A 25,956-nucleotide genomic window follows, 5' to 3' on the forward strand; every position below is an offset into this window, starting at 1 on the left:
TTTTACAAATTGATGGTTGACGCACCTGCCAGGCTCAGGTGGTTTTCAAGAAAATCTGTTGCAGATCATTTAAGAAAAGTTTACCCAAAGGCGTGGGCGAGATCGTCTGATGGTCGCGATAAAGCAAGCCCTTCTTTTCTGCTTCAAGCAACTCACTCTCAATGGTATTGAGCAGCATGCCGGTACGTTCCTGGAACAGGTTGACGTTAAACCCGCCTTGCAGGCGCAAGGCATTCAGCATAAATTCAAAACCCATTTCATCCGGCTGGATTTCGGCGGATTCCTGCACGGCATTGCCACTAGCCACGGCATCCATATAGGCTTTGGGCTGCTTGTAGCGCGCCTGCCTGACCACACGGTGCGGGAACGACAGCTTGGAATGCGCGCCTGCACCTATGCCCAGGTAATCGCCAAAGTTCCAGTAATTCAGGTTATGTCGTGATTCGCGTTTTGCCTGGGCATAGGCTGACACTTCATAATTACCGTAACCGGCAGCGGCCATATTGGCATGGATAAGATCCTGCATTTCGGCACTGAGGTCGTCATCCGGTATGGCTGGCGGGTATTTGGCGAAATAGGTATTTGGTTCCAGCGTCAGGTGGTACAGGGACAAATGCGGTGGCGCAAAAGCGATGGCGGTTTCCACGTCTTGCCTGACCTCTTCCAGGGTCTGGCTGGGCAAGGCGAACATCAAGTCCAGATTGAAATTATCAAAATTTGCCCTGGCGATATCAATGGCGCGACGTGCCTCGTCACCGTCATGGATGCGGCCCAGCGCTGCCAGGTGGCGCGAATTGAAACTTTGTATGCCGATGGACAGGCGGTTGATGCCGCTCTGGCGGTAGGAACGGAATTTTTCTGCTTCAAAGGTACCAGGATTGGCTTCCATGGTGATTTCAGCCGCCCCATCCAGTGGTAACAGGGTGCGCACGTCAGACAGCAACCTGTCCAGTCCGGCTGCGGACATCAGGCTGGGGGTGCCGCCACCAATGAAGATGGTGTATATCTTGCGTCCCCAAATCAGGGGCAAGGCCATTTCAAGATCGGCCCGCAGCGCATCCAGATAAGCCTGCTCATCAAAACTGCTACGCACTTCATGCGAATTAAAATCGCAGTAAGGACATTTTTTGACACACCACGGAAAATGAATATACAGCGACAGCGGTGGCAGTTGCGCCAGGTTAAGACTGCCTGGCGACAAGTACTGGCTGGCCACGTTTTGTGGCACCACCGATAAATCGCGCTTGCTTGCCTGAACTGCGGGTGTTGCCGGAATAGGCTTGATCGGTATCATCTAAGTTTTTCAACAAGGGCACGCAAAGCCTGCCCACGATGGGATAACTGATTTTTTTGCTCTGCCGACAACTCCGCCACGGTCTTGCCAAGTGCGGGCAGGAAAAAATGCGGGTCATAGCCAAACCCGTTTTCACCACGGGCATCAGCAATCAATTCACCGGGCCAGACGCCATCAGCAATGACTGGTTGCGGGTCAAATTCAGAACGCACAAACACCAGCACACAATAATAATAGGCTGACTTGTCAGCAATACCAGCCAAATCCGCAATCAGTTTTTGATTATTTCGCAGGTCGGATTTGGGTTCACCTGAATAACGGGCAGAAATCACACCAGGAGCACCGTTGAGGGCATTCACGCAGATACCGGAATCATCTGCCAGCGCAGGCAGGCCCGTCAGGCGCGATGCATGCCTGGCCTTGGTCAGCGCATTTTCTACAAAGCTGGGATAAGGTTCCTCTGCTTCCGGCACCTGAAATTCTGATTGCGAGTACAGCGTGATACCCAGCGGGGCAAGTATCTGGTAAAACTCTTTCAACTTGCCCTGATTATTCGATGCCAGGACGATTTTTTTGTTCATAGCGCTACCCTCTTCAGCTCGCCTGCAAGCCCAGCACCTGTTTTTGCAAGGCGATCAGGTCGTTGATGCCTTCCTGCGCCAGATCCAGCAAATGATTCATGGTGGCGCGATCAAAAGTTTCACCTTCGGCAGTGCCTTGCACTTCGACAAAATGACCGTTTTCTGTCATGACCACGTTCATGTCGGTATCGCATTGCGAATCTTCAAGATAATCCAGATCCAGTACAGGGTGGGCGTGGTACACGCCAACAGAAATTGCAGCCACAAAATGCTTGACCGGCACCCGTGCGATAAGCCCACGCTCAACCAGTTTTGAAAACGCATCATATGCTGCCACCATGGCACCGGTGATCGAAGCAGTACGCGTACCGCCATCCGCCTGGATGACATCACAATCGATATGCAGCGTGCGTTCACCAAATGCTTCCAGATCAAAGGCAGCGCGCAATGAACGGCCTATCAAACGCTGGATTTCCTGGGTGCGGCCTGATTGCTTGCCCTTGGCTGCTTCGCGGTCCATACGGCTATGGGTAGAACGTGGCAGCATGCCGTATTCAGCCGTCAGCCAGCCCTGCCCTTTGCCTTTTAAAAAGCCGGGCACCTTGTCTTCGATACTGGCGGTACAGATAACGCGGGTATCGCCAAACTCGATCAGGACCGAGCCTTCTGCATGTTTGGTGAAATGGCGGTTGATTACAACTGGACGCAGGGCGTCCGCTGTACGCCCGCTAGGGCGAAATGTATTTGACATGTATTTTAGTTTTTAGAAGTAATGCGTGACGATTTATGTATCGCGTTGCGGATTTCGGCAATAGCCTTTTCTATTTCAGCGTCATTGAAGACGTCACCATCGGAGGTTTCCACTTCGGCATCCATGGGAGCCTGAATGGTCGTCGTGACAGAACCGATAGGCAGGGTATTGGTGGAAATGATGGTGGAATTATCCATCCTGTCATCACCTTCCCACATCATGGCCAGGGCGGTGACATTGTCACTCTGCTTGCCGGCAATATCGACGGCAGAGCGTATCAGTTCAGGCACGGCCCGCACGATGGTATGGTCATGCAGGCGCTGCGCCAGCATATGGTCAGGCAATACCGACCACAGGCCATCGGAACACAGCAGCAGCAAATCACCTGGCTGCAAGACCGCACGACGTGATAATTCAACGATAGGTGCATTCGGCGCACCCAGGCAATTGAACAGTTTGTTGCGGTCAGGGTGAGTATGGCGTTCTGCCGGATCAACCTTGCCTTGCGCAATCAGGGTTTCCAGGCGCGAATGGTCTTTGGTACGAAGCAGAATCTGCCCCTGGCGTATCCAGTACAAACGCGAATCACCGCAATGCGCCCAGTAGGCATAACCATTCTGGATCAGGCAGGCGACAATGGTGGTACGCGGGGTTTCCGGCAAATTATTGATGGCGCGATAGCGATGTATCTCTTGATGCGCAGCCAGGAAACTGTCTTCCATAAACCGCTCAGGGCGCCCTATCATTGGATGCGCCTGCTGCTGGAAGAGATTACCTATGGTCTGCATGGCAATGGCGGCTGCCATTTCGCCCATGATATGGCCACCCATGCCATCCGCCAGCAAGAGCAAAATCGAATCGCGAGTGAAGCTATACCCCATTCGATCCTGGTTGACCTTACGGCCACCAATATGACTTTCTTGATAAACGGAAAAACGCATGTGATATAAAAGTTAATTCTGATTTAATTCAGTTAATGGGGACTTCTGTTCAGTAGAACAACAGATGGTGTCAAGGACACTGTCATTTGCAAAAATGCAAATCTAATTCAAGGTGCTCTCTTGTATTGTTGTATGGTCGCTTTCGACTTTTTTTCTTTTACCATTGATGAAAGTGGTGATCTTCAGACGAATTTTTTCCGTAAAAGTCAGTTCTCTCTGTGGCTGCGCCTGTATTGCCAGTGCTTTTTGCAGGGCAAACACGCTTTGCGGACGTTCCAGCGAATCCAGTTGCAGGCACCAGCGTACCACCTCGATCAATTCAGCAGAGTATAAACCTTCCAGCTTACGATAATGCCCTTCCATCTTGTCATTGGTCTTGCGCTGGTCAGATGGCTGGGGCGGCGCGCCTACCATGCAGGCAAATATCGAAGCACCTATGCTATAAATATCAGTCCAGGGGCCAAGGTTACCATTTTTTTGATACAACTCTGGTGCAGCAAAACCTGGCGTGTACATAGGGTACAGCTTGGGTATGTCGGTTTTCAGGGTTTGTCTGGCAGCGCCAAAATCGAGCAAAATCGGTGTGCCATCCAGGCGCAGGTAAATATTGGCCGGTTTCAAATCCAGATGCAGCAGCTTATTGGTATGCACTTCACGCAAGCCATTCATGACCTGGTTGAACATACGCCGGATAAAGCGTTCTGACACCAGTGGTTTTTCACCTTTATCGCGGCGACGCAAGATATGCTCTTGCAGCGAACGTCCCGATTCATAGGCCATTACCATATAAACCGTTTCGTTCGCCCGGAAAAAATTGATAACACTCACCACATTGGGGTGAGAAATGCGGGCCAGTGCACGGCCTTCTTCAAAAAAACACTTCAGGCCTATGCGGTAAATCGGTAAATTCTCGTTAGAGATCGCAGGTACCAGCTCGCCCTGCTGACGCAAGGCAAGTGAACTTGGCAAATACTCTTTGATGGCGACAGCATTGCCATCTTCATCAGAAGCCAGGTATACAATACTGAAGCCACCGGACGCAATTTTCTTTACAATGCGGTATCCGGCAATTTCCAGTCCATCTGGTAGAGGTGCGTTATTTTGTGCGGCCATCAATCTTCCAATTCACTATACAAAACGGATTGTGTTGATTATTGCGGTATTTGTAAAGAATATCCTAGTGTCTATTGCGCAATTTTGCCAATCTTATACACAGTTCATCCCTTTTAGAGGAAATACTTTGAGCATTTTTAGCATGACTGGCTACGCCACCAGCACCAATGAAACCGATGCTGGCACCATTACCATAGAGATTAAAAGTGTCAATTCGCGCTTTTTGGACCTGCAATTCAGGATCAACGATGAATTTCGTGCGGTCGAATCGCAATTCCGGGAAGCACTGACGCGCAAGCTGGCCCGTGGCAAAGTCGAATGTCGCTTCAGTTTTGGTAAAAAAGTCGCAGAAACCAATCATAAGTCGCTCAATGCCAGCCTGCTGGAGCAATTGTCCATTTTCCAGACGACGCTGAAATCCCGGTTTCCTGATGCGGCGCCCTTCACCAACAATGAAATCCTGCGCTGGCCGGGCGTGATTGAAGAAGGTGAAATCAATGCCGAGTTTTTGCAGACCGCCATCAACGATACCATCAACAAAACGCTGGAAGCCTTTGTCACCAGCCGTGAACGTGAAGGCGCCGCGCTGGAACAGGTGTTGATCAGCCGCATCACGGCCATGGAAGAAATCGTCACCCGCATTACGCCGCTGATGCCGCAAATTGTGCAGCAATTCCAGCAAAAAGCCACCACCAGGCTGGAAGAAGCCCTGGGCCTGGCCTTGCAGTCAGGCGGGTCCAATGCTGGCCAGACCATCACCCGCGAAGAAGCGCTCGACCGTATCCGTCAGGAAGTGACCGTGTACGGCATCCGTGTCGACGTGGCCGAAGAACTGGCACGCCTGTCTGCCCATCTGACCGAAACCCGCCATATCCTGAAAAAAGGTGGCCAGGTCGGCAAACGACTCGACTTCATGATGCAGGAACTGAACCGTGAAGCCAATACCCTGGGCTCCAAGGCTGCGTCAAAAGAACTGTCGGATGCATCGATGGAATTAAAATTATTGATAGAACAGATGCGCGAGCAAGTGCAAAACCTTGAATAAGCAGGCACATTTGCTTATACTCCCGCCACTATTTTCTCTGGGAAATAATTAAAAGCAAGGCAGGCAGCGCTTCTCCGCCTGTTTCTTGAACATCAAGCGCTTTGTTATTAACCAGAATTAACCACACCGGAGGACCGACCCATGCAAGCCAATACTTCGACTGCCGGCAGTCTTTTCGTGGTAGCCGCGCCTTCTGGTGCAGGTAAATCGACCCTGGTGAATGCCCTGCTCGCTCAGGAACCGGCGATTAAACTGTCGATTTCGTACACCACAAGGCAGCCACGACCAGGCGAGCAGGATGGCCGTGAATATCACTTCACGACACCTGAAGACTTTCTGGCACGCAAGGCACAAGGTGAATTTCTGGAATCTGCCGAAGTGCATGGCAACTACTACGGCACTTCGCGCATCATTATCGAAGCACAGATGCGATCCGGTACTGATGTCTTGCTGGAAATTGACTGGCAAGGCGCGCAACAGGTCAGAAAGCAATTTCCTGGTGCAGTTGGCATTTTTATCTTGCCGCCATCGATTCCAGCACTGGAAGAACGCCTGAAAAAGCGCGGCCAGGATGAACCACATGTCATTACCAAGCGCATTTTGGCTGCGGGCGGTGAAATGGCACACTCTCCTGAGTTCGAATATGTTATTATTAATCAAGACTTTGCGACAGCCTTGTCAGAATTAAATGCAATCGTGAAAGCAACGCGCTGCCGATTTGCACAACAGGCAACTCGCCATTACGAGCTATTTGCCCAGCTTGGCATTCACGCCAATCCGAATTAATTCGCGAAACTCCACTTGGCAGCATTGGCAATTTTTAGTATTTTGTAAATAATTTAGTATTTAGGAAAAAACATGGCACGTATCACCATTGAAGACGCTCTGAAACAAATCCCTAACCGCTTCCAGTTGACTCTGTGTGCCACTTATCGTGCCCGCCAATTGCTGCAAGGCCATACACCAAAAGTGGACTCCAAGGACAAGCCTACCGTGATCGCCCTGCGCGAAATCGCTGAAGGCAAAATCGGTATTGAAATGTTGAAGAAGGTACCTGTTTAAGCGTCGTTACACGATAGGTTTATTTATATCGTAAGCAAACACGCTCATATCAAGCCAGTATTCATCGGCCGGGACCACTCAGAATGAACCTTAATGACAGTTATTCATCTCTGGAAATCAAACCGGCCGAATCAGCATCAGTCGCGCTTCCTCCTGCGCGCACCATTCCTGTAAAACATACTTCACCACTCGACGACCTGAACGGCGTGCGCGCACCCGCCAATATGACAGGCGTGGCATCCATCACTGCGCTGACCAATCGCATCGGCGAATACATGTCTGCCAGCGAATTGAAGCTGGTGAGAGAAGCCTATCGCTTTTCAGATGAAATGCATCTGGGACAGGTGCGCAAGTCAGGCGAACCCTATATTTCCCACCCCATCGCCGTTGCGGAAATCTGTGCTGAATGGAAGCTGGACGTGCAGGCCATCATGGCGGCACTGCTGCATGACGTCATGGAAGATCAGGACGTCAAGAAAGAGGAACTGATAGAACGCTTTGGTGCACCGGTGGCGACTCTGGTGGATGGTTTGTCCAAGCTGGAAAAAATCGAGTTTCAAAGCCAGATCGAAGCCCAGGCAGAGAATTTCCGCAAGATGTTGCTGGCAATGGCGCGCGATGTCCGTGTCATCCTGGTCAAGCTGGCTGACCGCCTGCACAATATGCGCACTCTGGGCGTCATGTCGCCCGAGAAAAAACGCCGTATCTCGCGCGAAACCATGGATGTGTATGTGCCTATCGCGCACCGTCTTGGTTTAAACAATATTTATCGTGAATTGCAGGACCTGGCGTTTTCGCACTTGTACCCCATGCGTTACCGCACCCTGTCCAAGGCAGTCAAGGCAGCGCGCGGTAATCGTCGCGAAGTGGTCAACAAGATCATGGAAGCAGTAAAGTCCACCCTGGCAGACGCTGGTATCAAGGCCGAAGTCTATGGGCGCGAAAAAACCCTGTACGGCATCTACCGCAAGATGCATGACAAACACCTGAGCTTTTCCCAGGTACTGGATGTATATGGCTTCCGCATTGTTGTGACGGATCTGCGTGACAGTTATTACGCCCTGGGCAGCCTGCACGCCCTGTACAAGCCCATGCCAGGCAAGTTCAAGGACTATATCGCCATCCCCAAAACGAATGGCTACCAGTCCTTGCACACCACCCTGATTGGCCCGTATGGCACACCAGTCGAATTCCAGATCCGCACCCGCGACATGCATCATGTGGCAGAATCCGGCGTCGCTGCGCACTGGCTGTACAAGAATGAAGAAGGCAGCCTGACTGACCTGCAACAACGCACGCATGCCTGGCTGCAGTCACTGCTGGATATACAGAAACAAACCGGTGATTCGGCTGAATTTCTGGAACACGTCAAAATCGACCTGTTCCCTGATTCTGTCTATGTATTCACCCCTAAATCCAAAATTATTGCACTGCCCCGCGGCGCAACCGCTTTGGATTTTGCCTATAACATTCATACCGACATCGGTGACCAGGCCATCGCCACCCGCATCAACCATGAACCCGTACCACTGCGTTCAGAATTGAAGAATGGCGACATCGTTGAGATCATTACCTCACCCAATTCGCGCCCTACGCCGAACTGGCTGACTTATGTGCGCACAGGCAAGGCCAGGTCGGCGATCCGTCATTACCTGCGCACCATCAACCTGAATGAATCGACTGAACTGGGCAAACAGTTGCTGGCGCAGGCATTGCTGTCAGTGAATCTAAACCCCGATCTGCCACCACCGCTGGTCGATAAACTGCTGAACGAATCCAGTGCCAAGTCGCTGGATGAAATTCATACCGACATAGGCATAGGCAAGCGCATGGCTGCTCTGGTTGCCAGACATATACTGGATCTGGTCGAGGATGACTCCCCTTCCATTCCTTTCCAGCAGTATGGTGACAAGATGGCCAACAAGCGCGATCCTGTCATCATTTATGGCAGTGAAGGCCTGTCGGTGCAACTGGCAGCATGTTGCCTGCCTATTCCTGGTGATGGCATCGTTGGCCAGTTAAAACGCGATCAGGGCCTGGTCGTACATACCGATGATTGTGAATACGCCAAACGTCTGCACATCAAGGAACCGGATCGCTGGATAGACGTTAATTGGGGTGAAGACCTGAACCGGCGCTTTGATTGTCGCATTGCCGTCACTGTCAGCAATGAGCGTGGCGCACTGGCACGCATCGCTGCAGAAATCGGTGAATCCGATGCCAATATCAGCCATGTCAACATGGAAGATGGCGATGCCAACGACATGACCAATATCCATTTCACGATACAGATAGAAGGCCGCACCCATCTTGCCAAAATCATGCGCAACATCAAACACCTGACCGGTGTCACGCGCATTGTCAGGGAACACGGTTAAGCTAGCTGGACCACTTCAGCAGCAACCGCGCACCAGCAAACAAGCCATACTGCCCTCATGTTCACGCTGGGTAGTCAACCTCAAGAATCGTCAGCTCGTCAACACCACCAGGCGTGCGCAGGGTCACGGTATCGCCTGCCCTGGCCTTGATCAGGGCCCGGGCCACCGGTGAAATCCAGCTGATCTTGCCTTGCAGGGGATCAAACTCATCTACCCCGACGATGCGGACAGTCACTTCATCTCCATGCTGGTTTTCATAGGTGACGGTGGCACCAAAAAATACCTGGTCAGACCCATGGTGCACGCTGGAATCAAATACTTCGGCAATGTCGAGACGCTTGGTCAGAAAGCGTATGCGCCGGTCAATTTCGCGCAAGCGTCGTTTGCCATAGATATAGTCGCCGTTCTCTGAACGGTCTCCATTTGATGCTGCCCAGTGCACTATATTGACAACCTCGGGTCGCTCAACATCCATCAGGTGCAAAAACTCTTCCTTCATGCGCTGATGTCCTTCCGGCGTCATGTAGTTTTTTACGCCAGCAGGAATAGCCGGTGCGCCGAATTCTTCGTCGTCATCGGAGTCTGACTCTTTGATAAATGCTTTGCTCATTGCATGATTGTAACGGACTTGAAGGATTTAATTTTCTTTGTAGCACCAAAATCTGTGCATCCCTTATAAAATAGCTGGGACCTGCATGTCGGATGCAATTAAATTTAAAGCAAGCAAGCCTCTTTACCACTACGATCTGGTTCACACTGAGCCAGCTACCAGTGTTGCATAATGTGACAAGCTTGCATTTTTCAGTAATGTGCAGAGGTCTGAACAAGAAATGGATTTTGCATGACAGAAAAAGCAGCAATTAATGTACTTATCGTAGACGATCATGCGGTTGTCCGTGAAGGCATTAAAAGCATTATATCTACCAGTACTGATATTGCCGTCGTTGCCGAAGCAGAAACCGGGCTGGAAGCCATACGCCTGTGCCGCCAGCATGAGCTACAGGTGATATTGCTGGATATTTCCCTGCCCGACAAAAACGGCATCGAAGTGCTGAAACAGATCAAATCAGAAAACCCGGGTGTTGCCGTGCTGATGTTTTCCATCCACAGGGAAGACCAGTATGCAGTGCGGGCGCTGAAAGCCGGGGCAGCAGGCTACCTGAACAAGCAAAGCGGCGGCAGCCAGATTCTGGATGCCATACGCCAGATTTCACGCGGCCTGAAATACATCAGCCCGCAACTGGCACAGGAACTGGCCAACAATCTCAACCAGGAGCATGAAGACGCCCTGCACAAGACCCTGTCTGACCGCGAGTTTCAAACCATGACGCTGATCGCCTCGGGCAAATCGGTCAGTGACATTGCAAAAGAATTGTCACTTTCTGTAAAAACCATTAGCGAATACCGCTCGAGAATTCTTTTGAAGATGAAATTGCGGCACAATGCAGAGCTAACGCACTATGCCATCAAGAATCAGCTTGTAGATTAGAAGGCAATATCGATGTGTAATCCGACCAGAACTTCAGCAATACTTTTATTGCAACACCTTTGTTGGTAACGCCATTGGCAGAGCACCATGTCAAAAACTCCAAATAATTCGCAATTCAAAACCCCGACTGACATCGCGCGCGAAACCTTCCGGCAGTTGGCCATACAAAGAATTGCGCCTACGCCCGATGCTTATCGCAAGTTGTATAACGACATATCCGGCGTCATTGACCCGCCACCAGAAGTGGTTGCCGAAGCGGCCGCGCCAGTGTCGGAAGCTGAAAATCTGCTGGCAGGTTTTGCGACCGGCCTGCAAGCTTCACAAACCGATTTATCGACCTTTGGTCTGCGCTTCAATCGCGCGATTAAATCTGGCAACTGGCCCGACCTGGGCCGGGCGCTGACACAACTGACAGAACGCATTACCGCCCCGCCCCCTGCACCATCCAGCAATAACATCAGCCTGGTCGATCCTGCTCCCGTAGCACAGACAAAAAATATTTCACTGGTGGACGATGCACCAGTGGAAGACACACGAGTACGGCTGCTCAAGGATTTGCTGCATCGCACACTGGCCCTGGCGCTGACATCACTACTCAAACCCAGTCCGCCACTATCGAATGAATCTGAAAGCCTGGCACAGGCAGTCAAAGTCGCCGGTAATGAGAGTGAACTGAACCATATTGCTGCACGCCTCAAGCAATTGTGCTTTCAAATAGAATTGCAAAGCGGCGACGGTGCCGAACAGCAGGAATTACTGTTGCGTCTGTTTGATTTGTTGTTGACGAATATTCATGATCTGCTCGACAACGATAACTGGCTGCGCGGCCAGATTGAAGTGGTGCAGAATCTGATAGCTGGTCCGATAGATCATCGCGCCCTGCAAGAAGCCACCCGCAGCCTGAAAGATGTGATCTACAAGCAGGGTGTACTCAAATCCAGCATTGCAGAGTCGAAAACCTCCGTCAAGAACATGATGACGGCGTTTATCGACAGGCTCAATGCCATGGCTGACAGCACCGGCGCCTACCAGCATAAAATGGGAGCCTATTCGCAGCAGTTGAGTACTGCCAAAGATGTTGCTGAAGTCACCAATCTGATCGCCAGCATCCTCAATGAAACAAAGGAAGTCCAGGTTGAAACCCTGCGTTCCAGAGACATGATCGTGGCTGCGCAAAAAGAAGTCACTGAAGCAGAAGCCCGCATCAAGGAGCTGGAAAACAAACTCGCCCAGATGAGTGAACTGGTCAGGGAAGATCAGCTTACCGGCAGCCTGAACCGACGTGGCATGGATGATGTGTTCGAGCGCGAAGCAGACCGGGCAGACCGCCGACAGACACCGCTGTGCGTGGCCTTGCTTGATCTGGACAATTTCAAAAAACTGAATGACACCCACGGCCATGCCGCAGGTGATGAAGCACTGGTGCATCTGGTACGCATCGTCAAGCAAACCCTGCGTTCTATCGATATGGTAGCCCGCTATGGTGGTGAAGAATTTGTCATCATCATGCCGGAAACCGAACTTGAAGAAGCCGCGCAGGCAATGATACGTGTGCAACGTGAGCTGACCAAGCACTTCTTTACGGCAAACGAACAAAGGCTGTTTATCACCTTCAGTGCCGGTGTTGCCTTGCGCAACCCGAAAGAACCGCAAGATGCCACCATCAAACGGGCAGACAAGGCCATGTACGAGGCCAAACAGTCAGGCAAAAACCGGGTGATCAAGGCACCCTGATCTGTCAAACAGCGTGCATCAATAAAAACGCAGGCCTGGTGCCTGCGTTTTTTCATCACCAAACCCCTGGCCTATGCAATTTACTGTATGCGCTTCAGGAAGCCGTCTGGCGCGACAGTAATCTGCAGTTTGTTGTGCATGCTCTTGTCGATGACAAATTCCGGGTGTGTCTTCAGGTATTCATGCACTGCTGTCTTGGGGCTATTGCCTGGCTGCCAGGGGCGGTTATCAAAAACATCTGCCGGTACATCCTCAACAAAGGTATCAAACACCACGCAGTAACTGTCTTTACTGACCAGCGGAGCATACGCCTGCAATTCTGCCAGCACATGTTCATGCGTGTGATTTGAATCAAGAAACACCACGATACGCTGCTTGCCACGTGCAATATCCTGCACCTGCTGCACGATGTCGGGTGCAACACTGGAACCTTCCAGCATTTGTATGCGCCTGGCCATGGGATGCTGCAAAATCGCATCCTTGTTATGCTGGCGGATATCGATATCGATGCCCAGCACCAGAGCATCCGGATTACCGCCACAGGCGGCATTCAGTTCCAGCAACGAGGCGGAATAAATAATCGAACCGCCATGTGCAATGCCGGTTTCTATGATCAGGTCTGGCTGTACGTTCCAGATGATTTCCTGCATGGCGACCATGTCGATGGGGTTTTGTATAATGGGCCGACCGAGCCAGGAAAAGTTGTACACATACTGGCGTCGCATACTTTGTTCCAGCCAGCTGCGCGACTGCTCCCTGAACTCGCTATCCTGGCCCAGTTGTTCTATGCGTTGGTCACGTTCAGCTTCGAATTGTTTGATCGGGTTCATGGCATCCTGGCGTAATAGTTAAAAAGGACCGGCAGTTCAGTATTCAAATCACCTTGCATGGGGCCACACAAGGTATGCAGTTTCGTCGTAGAAATCCGGGGAAAGCGTAGTTCGGGCGCCTGTTCTTCAAATGCGCAGGTCACACCCAGTGCCTGCAATTGCGCAGCCAGGCTGGCATGAGAAGTATTATGACCACTGGCCAGATTGTAAATACCTATTTCACCTTCCATTGCAATCCGCGGCAGGCAACTGACAACATCAGCCACGGCAATATAATCTTTTTCGGAGCTGGCGGCGGAACGGAACAACAGCTTTTTATTGGTCGCAGCATCGCGCAATATCTCGGATAAAAAATTCTGTTCCGGCATACCTTGTCCATACACATTCGACAATCGCACTACCCTGACATTGCGCCGGCTGTTCAGACATAAACTCTCCCCCATTAATTTGGAGATATTATATAAATCACCCGCAAGATTCGAATTTACTGTCAGTGCCGCCTGCTCGTCAGTAGACGTTGACCCGGCATACACACGGGTGCTGGACAGATAAGTCAGGGTGGAAAACTGACAGCGCTGCAATATATCCGCCAGCAGAAGAACATGTGCATCCACGGTCGCATACGGTCGCTGGCGGAAATCAGCCGTCAGACCTGCACAGTAAAAAACATGCCCCAGGTCTTCATTCGTCAGTCGTGGGTCTGCTTTTTCAGCGACATAACTGTTCCAGCCTGTGGCTTGCAAGGCAAGGTGCAAATGCTGACCGATAAAACCCTTGCCACCGATCAGGGTTGCACGTGGGGTATAAGTATAGGCTGCGTTGGATATCATTTACGTTCCCCTATCTGTCGCAAGGGATTACCAACCTGTATCGAATAGGCAGCGATTTCGCCACGGACGATAGACCCGGCCCCGATAACACAACCCTTGCGCAGGATGGCTCCATCCAGAATGATGCAATTGGCGCCGATCCAGACATCATCTTCAATCACAATGCCACCCTTGCTTGGCAAAAAGCCTTGCTGGTTGATACGTTTGTTTTTGTCCTGATACGCATGATTGACTGGGGCAAACGTGCAATTGGCCGCGATAGCCACGTCATTGCCTATGTGGATGCCATTTCCTGTATACAGCACGCAACCAGAATTCACCACACTACGCTCGCCGATGATGACGTCGCCAGCACCACCTGCGGGTTTGATCTTCACGAAACTGTCTATGCAGGCAAAGGCAGCAACAACAATACGTGTCCCCCTGACTGAATCTTCAATATCAGCCAGTCTGGATACACGTGCGTCGGGATGTATGTCTATCACGCCTCAAGCACTTTCATCGTCACTCTCATCTTTACCCTCATCGTCACTCTCATCATGGTCAGGTGATGCTTAAATCTTCATTAACTCGGGAACTGCCACCACAAAATGCCCACCCCACTCCTCAACCGCAGCCAGGTCACGCATGATTTCCGTCTTCAGATTCCAGGGCAGGATCAGCACATAATCCGGCTTGTCTGCCAGCAGGTAAGCGGCGTTGACAATTGGTATCCGGCTGCCGGGCATGTATTTGCCCTGCTTGTGGGTGTTGATATCGACCACGTAAGGCAGCAGATCGGGACGCACGCCAGAGAAATTAAGCAGAGTATTACCTTTGGCCGCCGCACCATAGGCAGCAACGCGCAGACCCTTGCGTTTGGCATCCAGCAAAAATTCCAGCAACCCAAACTTGGCTTCCTCTGCCCTTTCCTGGGCACGCCGGTAAAAATCCAGGGTCGTCATGCCGGCTTCGTGTTCCACTTGCAGCAACTGGCTGACACTGTCTTTTTCAGGGTAATGGCGAATGTCGGCTCTTTGGGCCAGCACACGCAAGCTGCCACCATGGGTAGGCCATTCCTGCACATCAAATATATGCAGGCCATTGCGCTCAAACACAGACTTGACTGCATGCAGGGACAGATAAGAATAATGCTCATGGTAGGCTGTATCAAACTGGTTTTGCTGCACCATGTTCAGCAAATGCGGAAATTCAAAACTGGCCACACCCTGCTCACTAAGAATATCGGCAAAGCCACGGACAAAATCATTGATGTCCGGCACATGCGCCAGTACATTGTTTGCCACCGCCAGATCGACCCGCCCCTCTGCGGCAAGCAGTTCACGCGCCAGTTCGGTTCCAAAGAAGCGTTCTATGATGCGTATGCCTTTTTCGCGCGCTGCTGTGGCCGTGCTGGAGGTAGGTTCCACGCCAAAACAGGGGATGCCGGCTTCCATCACATATTGCAGCAGGTACCCGTCATTGGCAGCTACCTCCATGACCAGGCTTTGCTTGCCCAGCTTGAATTCCTGGCGCATGTCTTCCACAAATCGTTTGGCATGCAGCAACCAGCTTGACGAGCATGAACTGAAATATGCGTATTCGGCATCAAACAGGTTTTCACGACCGGTAAAATCTATGGTTTGTACCAGCCAGCAGGCATCACACACCATGAGCTTCATGGGTAGCCAGATTTCTGAGGTGTTCAAGGTATCCGGGCGCAAGTAAGCGTTGGATGGAGGAGCAGAACCCAGGTCAAGAAAGCTCTGGGTCAATTCATGGTCGCAATGCCTGCACTTCATACATTTACTCCTTGAAAATCTGTATCCAGCGATATTCCATGATTATCCCGGTCTGACATTTCACTCACCGCCAGCGGCCAGGTAATGGCCAAACGGCTATCCATGGGGTGCACACCCATTTCACTGGCTGGCATGTAGGGCTGACTATGACAATACAGCATTTCCACGTCATCTGTCATGGTCTGGAAACCGTGGGCAAAACCGGCAGGTATCAGATAAGAACGTTGATTCTGTGCCGACAGCAGGACGGCATGCCATTGCAGGAAATGCGGTGAGCCTGCACGCAAATCCACCGCGACATCCCACACCTCCCCCTTCATGCAACTGACCAGCTTCATCTCGGCAAATGGCTGCAATTGCAGATGCAGGCCCCGCAATGTGCCCTTACGGGCGGTATAGGTGTGGTTGATTTGCGCTATCGGCGCTGTCCAGCCCAGCTCCTGCATATCGTCCGAGCAAAATAATCTTTGCAGATAACCGCGCTGATCGCCACGCGGCTTCCTTTGCACCAGTTGCAAACCCGTTATCGGTGTGGCCAAGAAATCAAATCGCCCGGACATGCTCATAGCCCTTTTGAAATTATCAGCATATCGTTCATGCAGGCTGGCCTGGCTGTTGTGAGACGAATTGTGCAGCATGCAGATAGTCATCCATATCGCGCGCGCACAGTGCATCTGCCGACATGCCATTTTCAAAGTCACGATACCAGCACATGCTGTGCTCTACTGCTTCATCCAGTTTCCAGCGCGGAGCGATGCCCAGCGTCTGTCTGAGCTTGCTGGCATCCAGCGCCAGTAATCCGGCCTCATGCGGGCCACTGATTTCGGTGGCAAATTCTATCTTACCCTTGCCATAGGCAGCATGCGCCAGTTGCACCACTTCCCTGACACTGGCGGCACCATCCGGCCCTATATTCCATGCCAGGCTGGTCGACGGATTGCTCCAGGCATGTTGTGCCAGACATAAATAAGCAGACAATGGCTCCAACACGTGTTGCCAGGGGCGTACTGAATCGGGCCGTCTGATGTGCAGGGTGTCGCCATTGCGCCAGGCCCGTACCGCATCCGGCAGCAGACGGTCTTCTGACCAGTCACCACCTCCGATGACATTGCCGGCACGTGCGGCCAGTATGGCCGTACCCTGCTCCTGCAGGAAAGAATCGCGGTAGCTGGCCAATACCAGTTCTGATGCGGCCTTGCTGGCGCTATACGGGTCATGTCCGCCCAATTCTGCGGTTTCGGGGTACGGTGCCAGTTGCTCGCGGTTGCGATACACCTTGTCCGTCGTCACCATCAGGGCGACTTTCACGTCAGGGCGGCCACGCAGTGCTTCCAGCAGATTGGCGGTGCCCATGATATTGGTTTCAAAAGTCGCCAGCGGTTGTTTATAACTGGCCCTGACCAGTGCCTGGGCAGCGAGATGGAAGACAATGTCAGGCCGGGCGGCATCCACGGCCAACTTGACGGCATCAAACTGGCGTATGTCACCAAAGTGGCTATGTATCTTTTTATCAATCTCGAGCACATCAAACAGATTGGGGCGCGACTCCGGTGGCAGCGCCAGCCCATGCACGATCGCCCCCATGTGCGCCAGCCAGTTGGCAAACCAGGCGCCTTTGAAGCCGGTATGCCCGGTCAACAGCACCCGTTTACCACGCCAAAATCCGGCATCGGGAATAGCGTAACTATGCTGAACAATGTTTTGCATGCTTGCTGCCATGTTTACCACACCCGCCACGGAGCGTTTCCAGACTGCCACAAATCTTCCAGCAGGTTTTTCTCGCGCAGGGTATCCATGGGCTGCCAAAATCCTGAATGTTCAAAAGCCATCAATTCCTGGCTTGCTGCCAGGCCATTCAAAGGTTCAGATTCCCAACTGGTCGGATCACCATCGATCAAATCCAGCACTTTGGGAGACAGGACAAAATAGCCGCCATTGATCCAGCCGCCATCGCCGCGCGGTTTTTCGGTAAAACCACTCACCTGATCGCCGTCACGTTCCAGCGCACCATAGCGCCCTGGCGGCAAGACCGCCGTCACGGTCGCCAGTTTGCCATGCGCTTTGTGAAAAGCGATGGAAGCAGCGATATCCAGATCAGCGACACCGTCGCCATAGGTAAAACAAAAAGCCTCTTCATTTTGCAGATAACGGGCAACCCGTTTGAGCCTGCCACCAGTCATGGTGTCTTCACCGGTATCCACCAGCGTCACCTTCCAAGGTTCGGCATGGTGTTCGTGCACCTCCATACTATTATTTTGCATGTTGAAGGTGACATCCGACATATGCAAAAAATAATTGGCAAAATATTCCTTGATCAGATAACCCTTATAGCCACAGCAAATCACAAATTCATTCACGCCATGGGCAGAATAGGATTTCATGATGTGCCAGAGTATGGGGTGGCCGCCAATTTCTATCATGGGCTTGGGCTTGAGATGCGTCTCTTCGGAAATCCGTGTTCCCAAACCGCCGGCCAGGATAACTGCTTTCATTGCTCGGGTCCTTCACAATAGATATTCCACATCTGACGATAGGCTTTTTCTACCGAACGGGCAAATGCCGGCTCATCCATCAGCAGCGACTGTTCCATTTCTGACCGCAAACTGCCACGCAGGCGGCGCAAGGCATCCAGATCATGCGCCAGAATGACTGCTTTCTGCGCGTATTCATCTTCCGTATTGGCGATCCACTCTTCATGCCCTGCTGCTGTCAGGATACTGGCACCGATACGACCTACCGATGGCCTGTCCGTCAACGAGATGAAAGGAATGCCCATGTACAGTGATTCCAGCAAGGTCGTCCCGGAATTATGCGGGAAGCAATCCAGACCAATATCTATATGTTTGAGCACTTCCCATGAAGGTGAAGTGAAGCCAATCAGCAGTCTTGAACGGTCTATGCCATACCGCATGAAGCGTGACGCCATTTCATCCTGTACCTGGGGATCTTTAAAATCACCACTATTGATAATCAGTTGTGAATTTGGCATGGCATCCAGTATGGTTGCCCAAACGCGCACCACCCGGTGGTTGATACGTGTCGAACGCGACAGACTGCCAAAGGTAATTACGCCATTTGATTCAAATGGTGATGGCCCTAATTCTGCCCTTCTGGTATCCGGCCTGTATACATAGGCAGGTCCATCCAGGCACCAGACTTTTTCGGCAAACAGGTGTGCGCAATTGTCGGTAATGGTCGGCTTGTCGGTCAGGTAATAATCAATGGCACTCAAACCAGTGGTGTAGCCATATTCCAGCCAGTGCAAGGACACCGGGGCCGGCTTGCGGGCAAATACCGGCAGGCGGTTGCCGTTGGTGTGCCCGGCCACGTCGACCAGGATATCGATGCCGTCAGCCCGTATTCTTTCGGCCAGCACATCATCAGTCATGTCACGTGTAGGCACCCAATGGTCGATCTGCTTTTTATAATAGGCAGTGACATCGTCTTCAAACGGTGGGTTGGCATAGGCATAAACTTCTACCTGTTCCTTGTCATGCCCTTCCAGCAGCGGCAGCAAGAAGTATTTGCAGACATGATTGTAGAAAGCCTGGGTCACATAACCCACTTTCAGGCGCTTGCCGGGAACGCGCGCATTCTCAAACTTCTTCCATTGCGCCTTCAGTGGTGCAGCAAAGCGCAAGTCGAATTCATGGTAGGCGTTATAAATCACCTCTGGCGTCAGATCCGGATGGTAATTCAGGCAAAATAATAAATTGGTGTAGATCTTGCGGTTGAAAGAAGACTGTCCATCTTCCCTGAACGACAAGGCCTTGATATAAGCTTCAATAGCTGCATCCAGATGGTTGGCTTCACGCAGGGTGTCGCCATAGGCTGCCCATATCTCGGGAATATCCTGTGTCAGTGACAATGCATGCTGGCCACATTCTATCGATTCCTGCACTTGCCCATTCTGGCGCAGGGCATCAATCAGGTTGGGATAAACCTGCAACAGATCCGGCTGCAGTTCCAGCGCGTGCCGGTATTGCACAATAGCGAAGCTGTACATGCCGTGTTCGCGATAGGCCAGCCCAAGATTATTAAACAGGTAAGGCTGGCTGGGATCAATCTGTATGGCCCTGGATATATTCTCTATGGCGTCTTCGGTCCGACCGATAAAACGCATGGCATTACCCAGATTATTCAGACCCACCACCATATTGGGCTGTATCGTCAGGGCTTTTTCCAGATAAGGGATGGCGTCGGCGCAACGCTCCAGGGAAATCAGCACATTCCCCATATTCACCAGAATATGCGGATTGCTTGGCAGCAGCTCCAGCGCCCTGGTTAAAACTGGGAACGCGTCGGCAAATTTGGCCTGCTCGATGCGGGCCACACCCAGATAATCCAAGACAATGCCATCACGCGGCAGATATCTGGACAGCCACAAACTGGCTTCTTCCAGCTGCGCATACTGTTTACCAAGCAGGTATTTATTAAAGATACCGAAAGCGACTTTCCTGTTGTCCGGAAAATGCGGCATGACGTCGAATGCCAGCTTCAGATACTGCATGCCCTCGTCGCACTCATTCAAGTCACCGCATATCCTGGCCAGCGCATACAGTGCATCCGGGTGACGGGGAAAATGTCTGATGATATTCAGGCACACCTGTCTGGCCTGGGGCAAGGCACCTGCGTCAAAGTACTTGTTAACTTCACGCATTGCCTTTCGTGCATCAAAACTGGATTTGCTCATGCCTGCGCCCTGATAAGGTGTAATTATTATTAAACAAATAGTCGATGACTTGATCAATAAGCTGATCTGCTTATTAATCTACTTATTGATCTTCTAAACCGATTTTACATTTCTACGTATTTCTGTACTTTTTTACACTACCGAGAACGCAGCATTGCCTGTTTAAATAGGAAAATACCAGAAACCATACGGCTCTGGCTTATTGTATAGCTAATGAATTCGTTTCCATATGTTAAATAAGGCCCTAAAACTAAATCAAATTTAGCCCTAAAGTATTTAAAAAACGCGCCGACAAGCGGAAACATCTTTAAAACTTGAGCGAAAAAAATAACATTTATTTTCAGAAACACGCTAAAACTTTTTTAGTCTCTACCGATACCCTTTACAACGGCGGTCCAATAGTCAGCACGAAAGACCAAAGTTTCAGGCTACTACGCCAATTTGAATAACTTAGGGAGAATCACCATGGCTGTTATTAATACCAATATTGCATCGCTGAATGCACAACGTAACTTGACTACATCGCAATCTGCGCTGAACACATCCCTGCAACGTCTGTCTTCCGGTCTGCGTATTAATAGCGCGAAAGACGATGCCGCTGGTCTGGCTATTTCCGAACGTCTGTCTTCTCAAATCGGCGGCTTGAATCAAGCTGCACGTAATGCGAACGACGGTATCTCTCTGGCGCAAACTGCTGAGGGTGCGTTACAACAGATCGGTTCCAACTTGCAACGTATCCGTGATCTGGCCGTACAATCTGCCAACGGCTCCAACAGCGTTTCTGATCGTGCAGCTCTGAACAACGAAGCAAGTCAATTGATTTCTGAAATTAACCGCGTTGCCAGCAGCACTAACTTCAACGGCGTGAACCTGCTCGACGGTAGCTTCTCTGCACAAACTTTCCAAGTTGGTGCCAACGGTACATCAAACGATCAAATCAGTATCGCTTCCATCACCAGCGCAAAATCTAGCGCCCTGGGTGTTGGTGCATCTTCCAGCTACGCTACGACAGTAGCCGGTGCAGGTGCAGTTACTACCACAGCCCTGTCTGCTGGTGACCTGTCCATCAACGGCTTCCAGGTTGGCGCATCTGCAGCTGACGGCGTATCTTTCTCCAACTCCAACGCCAGCGGTATCGCTAAAGCAGCAGCGATCAATGCGATCAGCGGCAGCACAGGCGTGACAGCAACAGTAGGTTCCACAACAGTTGCAGGTACAGCAAGTACATCTGCAACAGCGATTGCCTCCGGCGACATCACCATTAACGGCGTAAATCTGGGTGCCTTGAGCGCTTCGACTTCCGGCGCACAACGTGGTGCTCAGGTTGCAGCTGCTGTTAATGCAATCAGTACACAAACAGGCGTTACTGCAACATTCAATACAACAACTGGTGCAGTTGCACTGGCTGCTGCTGATGGCCGTAACATCACTGTAACTGCCAGCACCAATGCTGCTGCAGCTGCTGCCAACACAGGTATCACTGTATCTGCAACTGGCGCAACTGATATTGCAACATCAACACTGTCCCTGACTTCCACCAGCTCTGCCGGTATCACTCTGGCTAACGGTACTGGTACTGGTCTGACAGCTGCCAACCTGACTGGTGGCTTCACTTCTGCTTCGGTCACGGTCGGTGCGGGTGTATCTTCACTGAATCTGGGTACTGCTGCCGGGGCCACCGCCGCGTTGACGACCATCGATGCGGCCTTGCAATCGATCAATAGTTCCCGCGCTTCTCTGGGTGCGTATCAAAACCGCTTCTCTTCCGCGATCGAAAGCTTGCAGACTAACTCTGAAAACTTGACAGCATCCCGCAGCCGTATCCGCGATGCAGACTTCGCTCAGGAAACAGCGTCTCTGACACGTGGTCAGGTCTTGCAACAAGCTGGTACAGCGATTTTGGCTCAGGCTAACGGCTTGCCAAACGGCGTTCTGGCCCTGTTGCGTGGCTAATAGCAGTAGGCTTATGTAAATTAGGTCTATACTTAAAGCATAAAGCATGTCCCCCTGGTCAAAAATTTGACCAGGGGTATTTTTCTTGAAGGAAAAGATCATGGACATCCGATCGATAGGGAACACTTCTCAATCTGGACAACTGATCACGGATAGACCAGCAGTAACTGACAGCAGCGCGCAGGTATACAAGTCAGCAGCTGCTTCAACCCAGACCATAGATGCCGTCAAGGCTGCATCATCTGCATCGTCACCGCCAGCAATCGACAAAGTGACCAAGGCAGTCGACGATATCAATAAAACTATCCAATCTCTGTCACAGTCTCTAGAATTCAGTGTAGAGGAACACAGTAATAAAGTAGTCGTGAAGGTGGTTGATCAGCAAACCAAAGAGGTTTTGCGTCAGATTCCTTCCGAAGAAGCCCTTGAAATATCGCGTTCGTTAGATAAACTGCAAGGTCTCTTAATTAAACAGCAAGCTTAATCATTTATTTAGTCAGTCTTACACCTAAATTTTAAATTGGCACGTAAATTCCCCTCTAAAGTCTAGTTTGCCTTAGCCGATAATTTAGTACAGTACGGTCTGACAAGGGGGAATAACGTGGGCATACAATCTACAGGCTTAGGCGCCAATCTGGACGTCAATGGTCTGATTTCAAAGTTAATGACGGTCGAGAGCCAGCCCCTGACCACATTGGCGAAAAAAGAAGCCAGCTTTCAGGCAAAGCTGTCGGCTTACGGCACGCTGAACAGCGCGCTGAGCATTTTTCAGTCAAATGTTACCGGCCTCAGCAATCTGAGCACGTTCCAGTCCCTGACTGCCTCTGCCGGCGACAGCTCCATTTTGTCAGCCAGCACCACCAGCGTTTCCACCCAGGGCAGCTACAGCGTCAATGTCAGCAAGCTTGCACAGGCACAAACCATTTCCAGCGCAGGTCAGCTCAGTTCTACGGCCAGCATAGGTAGCGGCAGCAGCACCACGATCAGCTTTGAGTTTGGCACCATTTCAGGTGGCACTTCGGCAAATGGTGTGTATACAGGTGCCACCTTCACTCAGGATGCAACACAGGCCATTGGCACAGTCACGATAGATGGTGCCAATAACTCCCTGCAAGGCATACGAGACGCCATCAATGCCGCCAATGTCGGCGCGACCGCCGCCATTGTTGGTGACGGTAGTGCAACGCCTTACCATCTGGTGCTTACTTCTGCCAAAACCGGTGCTACATCCAGCCTGAAAATCTCGGCTACCGGCGATGCTGCCATACAAAGCCTGGTTAATTATGATCCGGCTGGTAGCCAGAACTTTACAGAAACAACAACAGCACAAAACGCCGCACTGACCGTCAATGGCATAGCCATTTCCAGTACATCGAATGCGGTGACTGGCGCGATCCAGGGCACCACACTGAATCTGAGCAAGGTCGGCACCACCAGCTTGTCACTGAGCGCCAACACCAGCGGCATCCAGTCCGCCATCAATGGTTTTGTAAAAGGCTTCAATGATTTCCAGTCAACATTAAAAACCCTGACTGGTTATGATGCCAGCACCCAAAAGGGTGGCATTCTGATCGGTGACTCTACCGCCAGGAATATCCAAAGTCAGGTCAGGTCAACCTTAAGTACTGCAGTCAATGGTCTGGGCGGTAACATTACCACCCTGTCCAGTATCGGTATCAGTTTTCAAAAAGATGGCACGCTTTCCATCGACTCGTCCAAGTTACAAACTGCTCTGAGCAGTAATTACAATGACATCAGTGGCTTGTTCGCCTCCGTCGGTAAGGCAACAGACAGTCTGGTTGGATACAGCAGCTCAACTTCAGCTACCAAGCAAGGCGCTTATGGGCTGGAGGTAACTGCAATTGCCACCCAGGGCGGCTTGAAGGGTGATCTGGATCTAACTACAGGCAACACAACCATTGCAGCCAGCACCACCATCAATGTCACGCTCAATGGAAAAACCGCCGCCGTCGCACTGGCAGCGGGTTCATATACGGCATCGTCACTGGCAACCCTGTTGCAGACATCGATCAACGGTAATTCCACCTTCAAAGACAATGGTTCAACTGTCACTGCCACTATTGATGGTAATGGATTCCTGCAATTGCAATCCACCAACTATGGCAGTGCATCGAATGTCACCCTGGCAGATGGCACAGGCACGGGCGCTGCCAGTTTGACAGGTACTGTTCTTAACGGTACTGCCGGGGTGGATGTGGCGGGCAAGCTGAATGGCATTACTGCCGCCGGTTCCGGCCAATATCTGACTGGTGCTACTGGCTCAAATGCAGAAGGATTGAAAATCCTGATCAGTGGTGGTTCGCTCGGCGCACGGGGCACGATCAATTTCTCCAGAGGTTATGCGTCGCAGGTAACGTCCCTGCTTTCTACTGTCGTCGGCACCTCTGGTTCGATTTCAAGCGCAACCGATGGTATCAACCGCAGTATCAAGGACATTGGCAAGCAGCGCGATATATTGAATAGCCGTCTGTTTGACACTGAAGCACGTTATCGCGCGCAATTTACGGCTCTCGATACCATTGTGAGCAGCCTGAACAATACAAGTTCATTCCTGACACAACAACTGGCGGCATTGACGTCCAGTACGAAGTAAAAAGAAGTAAAAGTAGTTGGTAGAATAGAAAATATCAGAGAGGATTAATCGCTATGTTTGGCTCATCTCAAGTACGTGGTGCAAATGCCTATGCCAAGGTTGGCATAGAGACTGGTGTTGTTGCTGCCAGCCCCCATAAATTGATCGTGATGCTTTTTGAAGGCGCAATCGTGGCGATCTCCAATGCTTCGCAGCACTTAAGCAATGGGGAAATAGCCTCTAAAGGTCAGTCGATTTCGAAAGCAATTGCCATTATCGAAAATGGCCTGCGTGCCAGCCTTGATAAAAAAGCAGGTGGTGAAATAGCCAATAACCTTGATGCTTTGTATGAATACATGACCGCCCGTTTGATCAAGGCGAATCTGGAAAACAACGACGGCATGCTGAGCGAAGTCAGAAATCTGCTGAAAGATTTGAAAACTTCATGGGAAGCGATTGCGCCTGTCAATGAAGCCGTAACGGAAGCGCCAAAAATGAACGTTGACCCGCTGTCTCCTCGTCCCGCCAACTTTGTTGAGGCTTGAATCAAGATGAATAGTCTGGAACTGATTACATTGTATGAAAATGTCGCAACGATTACGGGCAATATGCTGGAAGCCGCCCGTTCACGCGACTGGGAACTGCTGGGACAACTGGAAAGCGATTGCTCAAGCCGCGTCCAGCAATTGCGTGAAAATGAAATTCCATCTGATCTTCCAGCCGATATGCGCGACAGAAAAATCCGCATTATCAAGCAGATACTGGCTGACGACAGGGAAATTCGTGACATTACCGAACCCTGGATGGCTCAGTTATCCGACATGATGAAAAGCTCCAGCACCAGCCAGAAGCTCTCCAGGACTTATGGTGTTGGCAATAGCGCCTGAC

At 51.2% G+C, this 25,956-nt stretch carries 25 protein-coding genes; 11 read left to right on the forward strand and 14 right to left on the reverse strand.

The genetic code is table 11. From position 1 onward, the window contains the following. Nucleotides 1–34: 34 nt before the first annotated feature. The 5 genes from hemW to H8L32_RS07595 form a co-directional block, all read right to left on the reverse strand. Nucleotides 35–1,294 (reverse strand): radical SAM family heme chaperone HemW, encoded by a 1,260-nt coding sequence (gene hemW, locus H8L32_RS07575; protein WP_186946553.1) that lies wholly within the window; start codon nucleotides 1,292–1,294, stop codon nucleotides 35–37. Then, nucleotides 1,291–1,875 (reverse strand): RdgB/HAM1 family non-canonical purine NTP pyrophosphatase, encoded by a 585-nt coding sequence (gene rdgB, locus H8L32_RS07580; protein ID WP_186946554.1) that lies wholly within the window; start codon nucleotides 1,873–1,875, stop codon nucleotides 1,291–1,293. The genes hemW and rdgB overlap by 4 nt, the downstream gene beginning before the upstream one ends. 13 nt (nucleotides 1,876–1,888) lie before the next feature. Next, nucleotides 1,889–2,626 carry a ribonuclease PH gene (rph, locus tag H8L32_RS07585; protein WP_186946555.1) on the reverse strand — a complete coding sequence of 246 codons (738 nt, stop codon included), beginning with the start codon at nucleotides 2,624–2,626 and terminating at the stop codon, nucleotides 1,889–1,891. A 5-nt stretch (nucleotides 2,627–2,631) separates the two neighbouring features. Beyond that, complete coding sequence (locus H8L32_RS07590; RefSeq protein ID WP_186946556.1) at nucleotides 2,632–3,567, reverse strand: PP2C family protein-serine/threonine phosphatase; 936 nt, start codon at nucleotides 3,565–3,567, stop codon at nucleotides 2,632–2,634. 102 nt (nucleotides 3,568–3,669) lie between these two features. Then, on the reverse strand, nucleotides 3,670–4,680 hold the full coding sequence (locus tag H8L32_RS07595; protein ID WP_186946557.1) for a serine/threonine protein kinase: 1,011 nt from the start codon (nucleotides 4,678–4,680) through the stop codon (nucleotides 3,670–3,672). Nucleotides 4,681–4,822: 142 nt separating this feature from the next. Between H8L32_RS07595 and H8L32_RS07600 the strand changes: the two genes are divergently transcribed. The 4 genes from H8L32_RS07600 to H8L32_RS07615 all read left to right on the forward strand — a co-directional run bounded on the left by H8L32_RS07600 (nucleotide 4,823) and on the right by H8L32_RS07615 (nucleotide 9,165). After that, a complete protein-coding gene (locus tag H8L32_RS07600; RefSeq protein WP_186946795.1) occupies nucleotides 4,823–5,725 on the forward strand; it encodes a YicC/YloC family endoribonuclease in 903 nt (300 codons plus the stop codon). Nucleotides 5,726–5,866: 141 nt separating this feature from the next. Beyond that, complete coding sequence (gene gmk / locus H8L32_RS07605) at nucleotides 5,867–6,511, forward strand: guanylate kinase (RefSeq protein ID WP_186946558.1); 645 nt, start codon at nucleotides 5,867–5,869, stop codon at nucleotides 6,509–6,511. 72 nt (nucleotides 6,512–6,583) lie between these two features. Next, nucleotides 6,584–6,787, forward strand: coding sequence for a DNA-directed RNA polymerase subunit omega (gene rpoZ, locus H8L32_RS07610; RefSeq protein WP_186946559.1), 204 nt, complete (start codon nucleotides 6,584–6,586; stop codon nucleotides 6,785–6,787). An 83-nt stretch (nucleotides 6,788–6,870) separates the two neighbouring features. Beyond that, nucleotides 6,871–9,165 carry a RelA/SpoT family protein gene (locus H8L32_RS07615; RefSeq protein WP_186946560.1) on the forward strand — a complete coding sequence of 765 codons (2,295 nt, stop codon included), beginning with the start codon at nucleotides 6,871–6,873 and terminating at the stop codon, nucleotides 9,163–9,165. Nucleotides 9,166–9,226: 61 nt separating this feature from the next. On the opposite strand, the gene greB is transcribed toward H8L32_RS07615, so the two are convergent. After that, nucleotides 9,227–9,775 carry a transcription elongation factor GreB gene (gene greB, locus H8L32_RS07620; protein ID WP_186946561.1) on the reverse strand — a complete coding sequence of 183 codons (549 nt, stop codon included), beginning with the start codon at nucleotides 9,773–9,775 and terminating at the stop codon, nucleotides 9,227–9,229. 231 nt (nucleotides 9,776–10,006) lie between these two features. Here greB and H8L32_RS07625 point away from each other — a divergent pair, with 231 nt between their 5' ends. Together H8L32_RS07625 and H8L32_RS07630 are read left to right on the forward strand one after the other, a co-directional pair. Further along, on the forward strand, nucleotides 10,007–10,654 hold the full coding sequence (locus H8L32_RS07625) for a response regulator (protein WP_186946562.1): 648 nt from the start codon (nucleotides 10,007–10,009) through the stop codon (nucleotides 10,652–10,654). Between the two features lie 87 nt (nucleotides 10,655–10,741). Beyond that, nucleotides 10,742–12,388 carry a GGDEF domain-containing protein gene (locus H8L32_RS07630; RefSeq protein ID WP_186946563.1) on the forward strand — a complete coding sequence of 549 codons (1,647 nt, stop codon included), beginning with the start codon at nucleotides 10,742–10,744 and terminating at the stop codon, nucleotides 12,386–12,388. An 80-nt stretch (nucleotides 12,389–12,468) separates the two neighbouring features. Here H8L32_RS07630 and H8L32_RS07635 read toward each other — a convergent pair whose 3' ends face one another. From H8L32_RS07635 to H8L32_RS07670, 8 genes are all read right to left on the reverse strand, one after another. Next, entirely contained in the window at nucleotides 12,469–13,218 is a 750-nt protein-coding gene (locus H8L32_RS07635; RefSeq protein WP_186946564.1) for a cephalosporin hydroxylase family protein, read from the reverse strand. Beyond that, nucleotides 13,215–14,048, reverse strand: coding sequence for an NAD-dependent epimerase/dehydratase family protein (locus tag H8L32_RS07640; RefSeq protein ID WP_186946565.1), 834 nt, complete (start codon nucleotides 14,046–14,048; stop codon nucleotides 13,215–13,217). The genes H8L32_RS07635 and H8L32_RS07640 overlap by 4 nt, the downstream gene beginning before the upstream one ends. Beyond that, nucleotides 14,045–14,533, reverse strand: a complete 489-nt coding sequence (locus H8L32_RS07645; RefSeq protein WP_186946566.1) for an acyltransferase — start codon at nucleotides 14,531–14,533, stop codon at nucleotides 14,045–14,047. Before H8L32_RS07645 ends, H8L32_RS07640 begins: the two co-directional genes overlap by 4 nt. A gap of 69 nt (nucleotides 14,534–14,602) precedes the next feature. Then, nucleotides 14,603–15,829: a class I SAM-dependent methyltransferase gene (locus H8L32_RS07650; RefSeq protein ID WP_186946567.1), complete on the reverse strand. Its 1,227-nt coding sequence runs from the start codon at nucleotides 15,827–15,829 to the stop codon at nucleotides 14,603–14,605. Then, on the reverse strand, nucleotides 15,826–16,389 hold the full coding sequence (locus tag H8L32_RS07655) for a dTDP-4-dehydrorhamnose 3,5-epimerase family protein (protein WP_329605160.1): 564 nt from the start codon (nucleotides 16,387–16,389) through the stop codon (nucleotides 15,826–15,828). The genes H8L32_RS07650 and H8L32_RS07655 overlap by 4 nt, the downstream gene beginning before the upstream one ends. 34 nt (nucleotides 16,390–16,423) lie before the next feature. Then, complete coding sequence (gene rfbG, locus H8L32_RS07660) at nucleotides 16,424–17,536, reverse strand: CDP-glucose 4,6-dehydratase (protein WP_186946569.1); 1,113 nt, start codon at nucleotides 17,534–17,536, stop codon at nucleotides 16,424–16,426. 14 nt (nucleotides 17,537–17,550) lie between these two features. After that, a complete protein-coding gene (gene rfbF, locus H8L32_RS07665) occupies nucleotides 17,551–18,321 on the reverse strand; it encodes a glucose-1-phosphate cytidylyltransferase (RefSeq protein WP_186946570.1) in 771 nt (256 codons plus the stop codon). Beyond that, a complete protein-coding gene (locus H8L32_RS07670; RefSeq protein WP_186946571.1) occupies nucleotides 18,318–20,522 on the reverse strand; it encodes a tetratricopeptide repeat protein in 2,205 nt (734 codons plus the stop codon). The genes rfbF and H8L32_RS07670 overlap by 4 nt, the downstream gene beginning before the upstream one ends. Nucleotides 20,523–20,987: 465 nt before the next feature. Here H8L32_RS07670 and H8L32_RS07675 point away from each other — a divergent pair, with 465 nt between their 5' ends. From H8L32_RS07675 to H8L32_RS07695, 5 genes are all read left to right on the forward strand, one after another. Then, a complete protein-coding gene (locus H8L32_RS07675) occupies nucleotides 20,988–22,475 on the forward strand; it encodes a flagellin N-terminal helical domain-containing protein (RefSeq protein ID WP_186946572.1) in 1,488 nt (495 codons plus the stop codon). Between the two features lie 100 nt (nucleotides 22,476–22,575). Next, nucleotides 22,576–22,959 (forward strand): flagellar protein FlaG, encoded by a 384-nt coding sequence (locus H8L32_RS07680; protein WP_186946573.1) that lies wholly within the window; start codon nucleotides 22,576–22,578, stop codon nucleotides 22,957–22,959. A gap of 117 nt (nucleotides 22,960–23,076) precedes the next feature. Then, nucleotides 23,077–25,089: a flagellar filament capping protein FliD gene (gene fliD, locus H8L32_RS07685; RefSeq protein WP_186946574.1), complete on the forward strand. Its 2,013-nt coding sequence runs from the start codon at nucleotides 23,077–23,079 to the stop codon at nucleotides 25,087–25,089. A gap of 53 nt (nucleotides 25,090–25,142) precedes the next feature. Beyond that, nucleotides 25,143–25,613 (forward strand): flagellar export chaperone FliS, encoded by a 471-nt coding sequence (gene fliS, locus H8L32_RS07690; protein WP_186946575.1) that lies wholly within the window; start codon nucleotides 25,143–25,145, stop codon nucleotides 25,611–25,613. Nucleotides 25,614–25,619: 6 nt separating this feature from the next. Beyond that, a complete protein-coding gene (locus tag H8L32_RS07695; RefSeq protein WP_186946576.1) occupies nucleotides 25,620–25,955 on the forward strand; it encodes a flagellar protein FliT in 336 nt (111 codons plus the stop codon). The last annotated feature ends 1 nt before the right edge of the window (nucleotide 25,956 follow it).

It is taken from the genome of Undibacterium hunanense (assembly GCF_014284335.1).
In the GTDB taxonomy this organism is placed as follows: Bacteria; Pseudomonadota; Gammaproteobacteria; order Burkholderiales; family Burkholderiaceae_D; genus Undibacterium; species Undibacterium hunanense.

What these genes read in the sequence shown, in the direction of transcription:
- hemW (WP_186946553.1), bottom strand. Translation starts at nt 1,294, where the DNA reads ATGATACCGATCAAGCCTATTCCGGCAACACCCGCAGTTCAGGCAAGC.
- rdgB (WP_186946554.1), bottom strand. Translation starts at nt 1,875, where the DNA reads ATGAACAAAAAAATCGTCCTGGCATCGAATAATCAGGGCAAGTTGAAA.
- rph (WP_186946555.1), bottom strand. Translation starts at nt 2,626, where the DNA reads ATGTCAAATACATTTCGCCCTAGCGGGCGTACAGCGGACGCCCTGCGT.
- H8L32_RS07590 (WP_186946556.1), bottom strand. Translation starts at nt 3,567, where the DNA reads ATGCGTTTTTCCGTTTATCAAGAAAGTCATATTGGTGGCCGTAAGGTC.
- H8L32_RS07595 (WP_186946557.1), bottom strand. Translation starts at nt 4,680, where the DNA reads ATGGCCGCACAAAATAACGCACCTCTACCAGATGGACTGGAAATTGCC.
- H8L32_RS07600 (WP_186946795.1), top strand. Translation starts at nt 4,823, where the DNA reads ATGACTGGCTACGCCACCAGCACCAATGAAACCGATGCTGGCACCATT.
- gmk (WP_186946558.1), top strand. Translation starts at nt 5,867, where the DNA reads ATGCAAGCCAATACTTCGACTGCCGGCAGTCTTTTCGTGGTAGCCGCG.
- rpoZ (WP_186946559.1), top strand. Translation starts at nt 6,584, where the DNA reads ATGGCACGTATCACCATTGAAGACGCTCTGAAACAAATCCCTAACCGC.
- H8L32_RS07615 (WP_186946560.1), top strand. Translation starts at nt 6,871, where the DNA reads ATGAACCTTAATGACAGTTATTCATCTCTGGAAATCAAACCGGCCGAA.
- greB (WP_186946561.1), bottom strand. Translation starts at nt 9,775, where the DNA reads ATGAGCAAAGCATTTATCAAAGAGTCAGACTCCGATGACGACGAAGAA.
- H8L32_RS07625 (WP_186946562.1), top strand. Translation starts at nt 10,007, where the DNA reads ATGACAGAAAAAGCAGCAATTAATGTACTTATCGTAGACGATCATGCG.
- H8L32_RS07630 (WP_186946563.1), top strand. Translation starts at nt 10,742, where the DNA reads ATGTCAAAAACTCCAAATAATTCGCAATTCAAAACCCCGACTGACATC.
- H8L32_RS07635 (WP_186946564.1), bottom strand. Translation starts at nt 13,218, where the DNA reads ATGAACCCGATCAAACAATTCGAAGCTGAACGTGACCAACGCATAGAA.
- H8L32_RS07640 (WP_186946565.1), bottom strand. Translation starts at nt 14,048, where the DNA reads ATGATATCCAACGCAGCCTATACTTATACCCCACGTGCAACCCTGATC.
- H8L32_RS07650 (WP_186946567.1), bottom strand. Translation starts at nt 15,829, where the DNA reads ATGAAGTGCAGGCATTGCGACCATGAATTGACCCAGAGCTTTCTTGAC.
- H8L32_RS07655 (WP_329605160.1), bottom strand. Translation starts at nt 16,389, where the DNA reads ATGTCCGGGCGATTTGATTTCTTGGCCACACCGATAACGGGTTTGCAA.
- rfbG (WP_186946569.1), bottom strand. Translation starts at nt 17,536, where the DNA reads ATGCAAAACATTGTTCAGCATAGTTACGCTATTCCCGATGCCGGATTT.
- rfbF (WP_186946570.1), bottom strand. Translation starts at nt 18,321, where the DNA reads ATGAAAGCAGTTATCCTGGCCGGCGGTTTGGGAACACGGATTTCCGAA.
- H8L32_RS07670 (WP_186946571.1), bottom strand. Translation starts at nt 20,522, where the DNA reads ATGAGCAAATCCAGTTTTGATGCACGAAAGGCAATGCGTGAAGTTAAC.
- H8L32_RS07675 (WP_186946572.1), top strand. Translation starts at nt 20,988, where the DNA reads ATGGCTGTTATTAATACCAATATTGCATCGCTGAATGCACAACGTAAC.
- H8L32_RS07680 (WP_186946573.1), top strand. Translation starts at nt 22,576, where the DNA reads ATGGACATCCGATCGATAGGGAACACTTCTCAATCTGGACAACTGATC.
- fliS (WP_186946575.1), top strand. Translation starts at nt 25,143, where the DNA reads ATGTTTGGCTCATCTCAAGTACGTGGTGCAAATGCCTATGCCAAGGTT.
- H8L32_RS07695 (WP_186946576.1), top strand. Translation starts at nt 25,620, where the DNA reads ATGAATAGTCTGGAACTGATTACATTGTATGAAAATGTCGCAACGATT.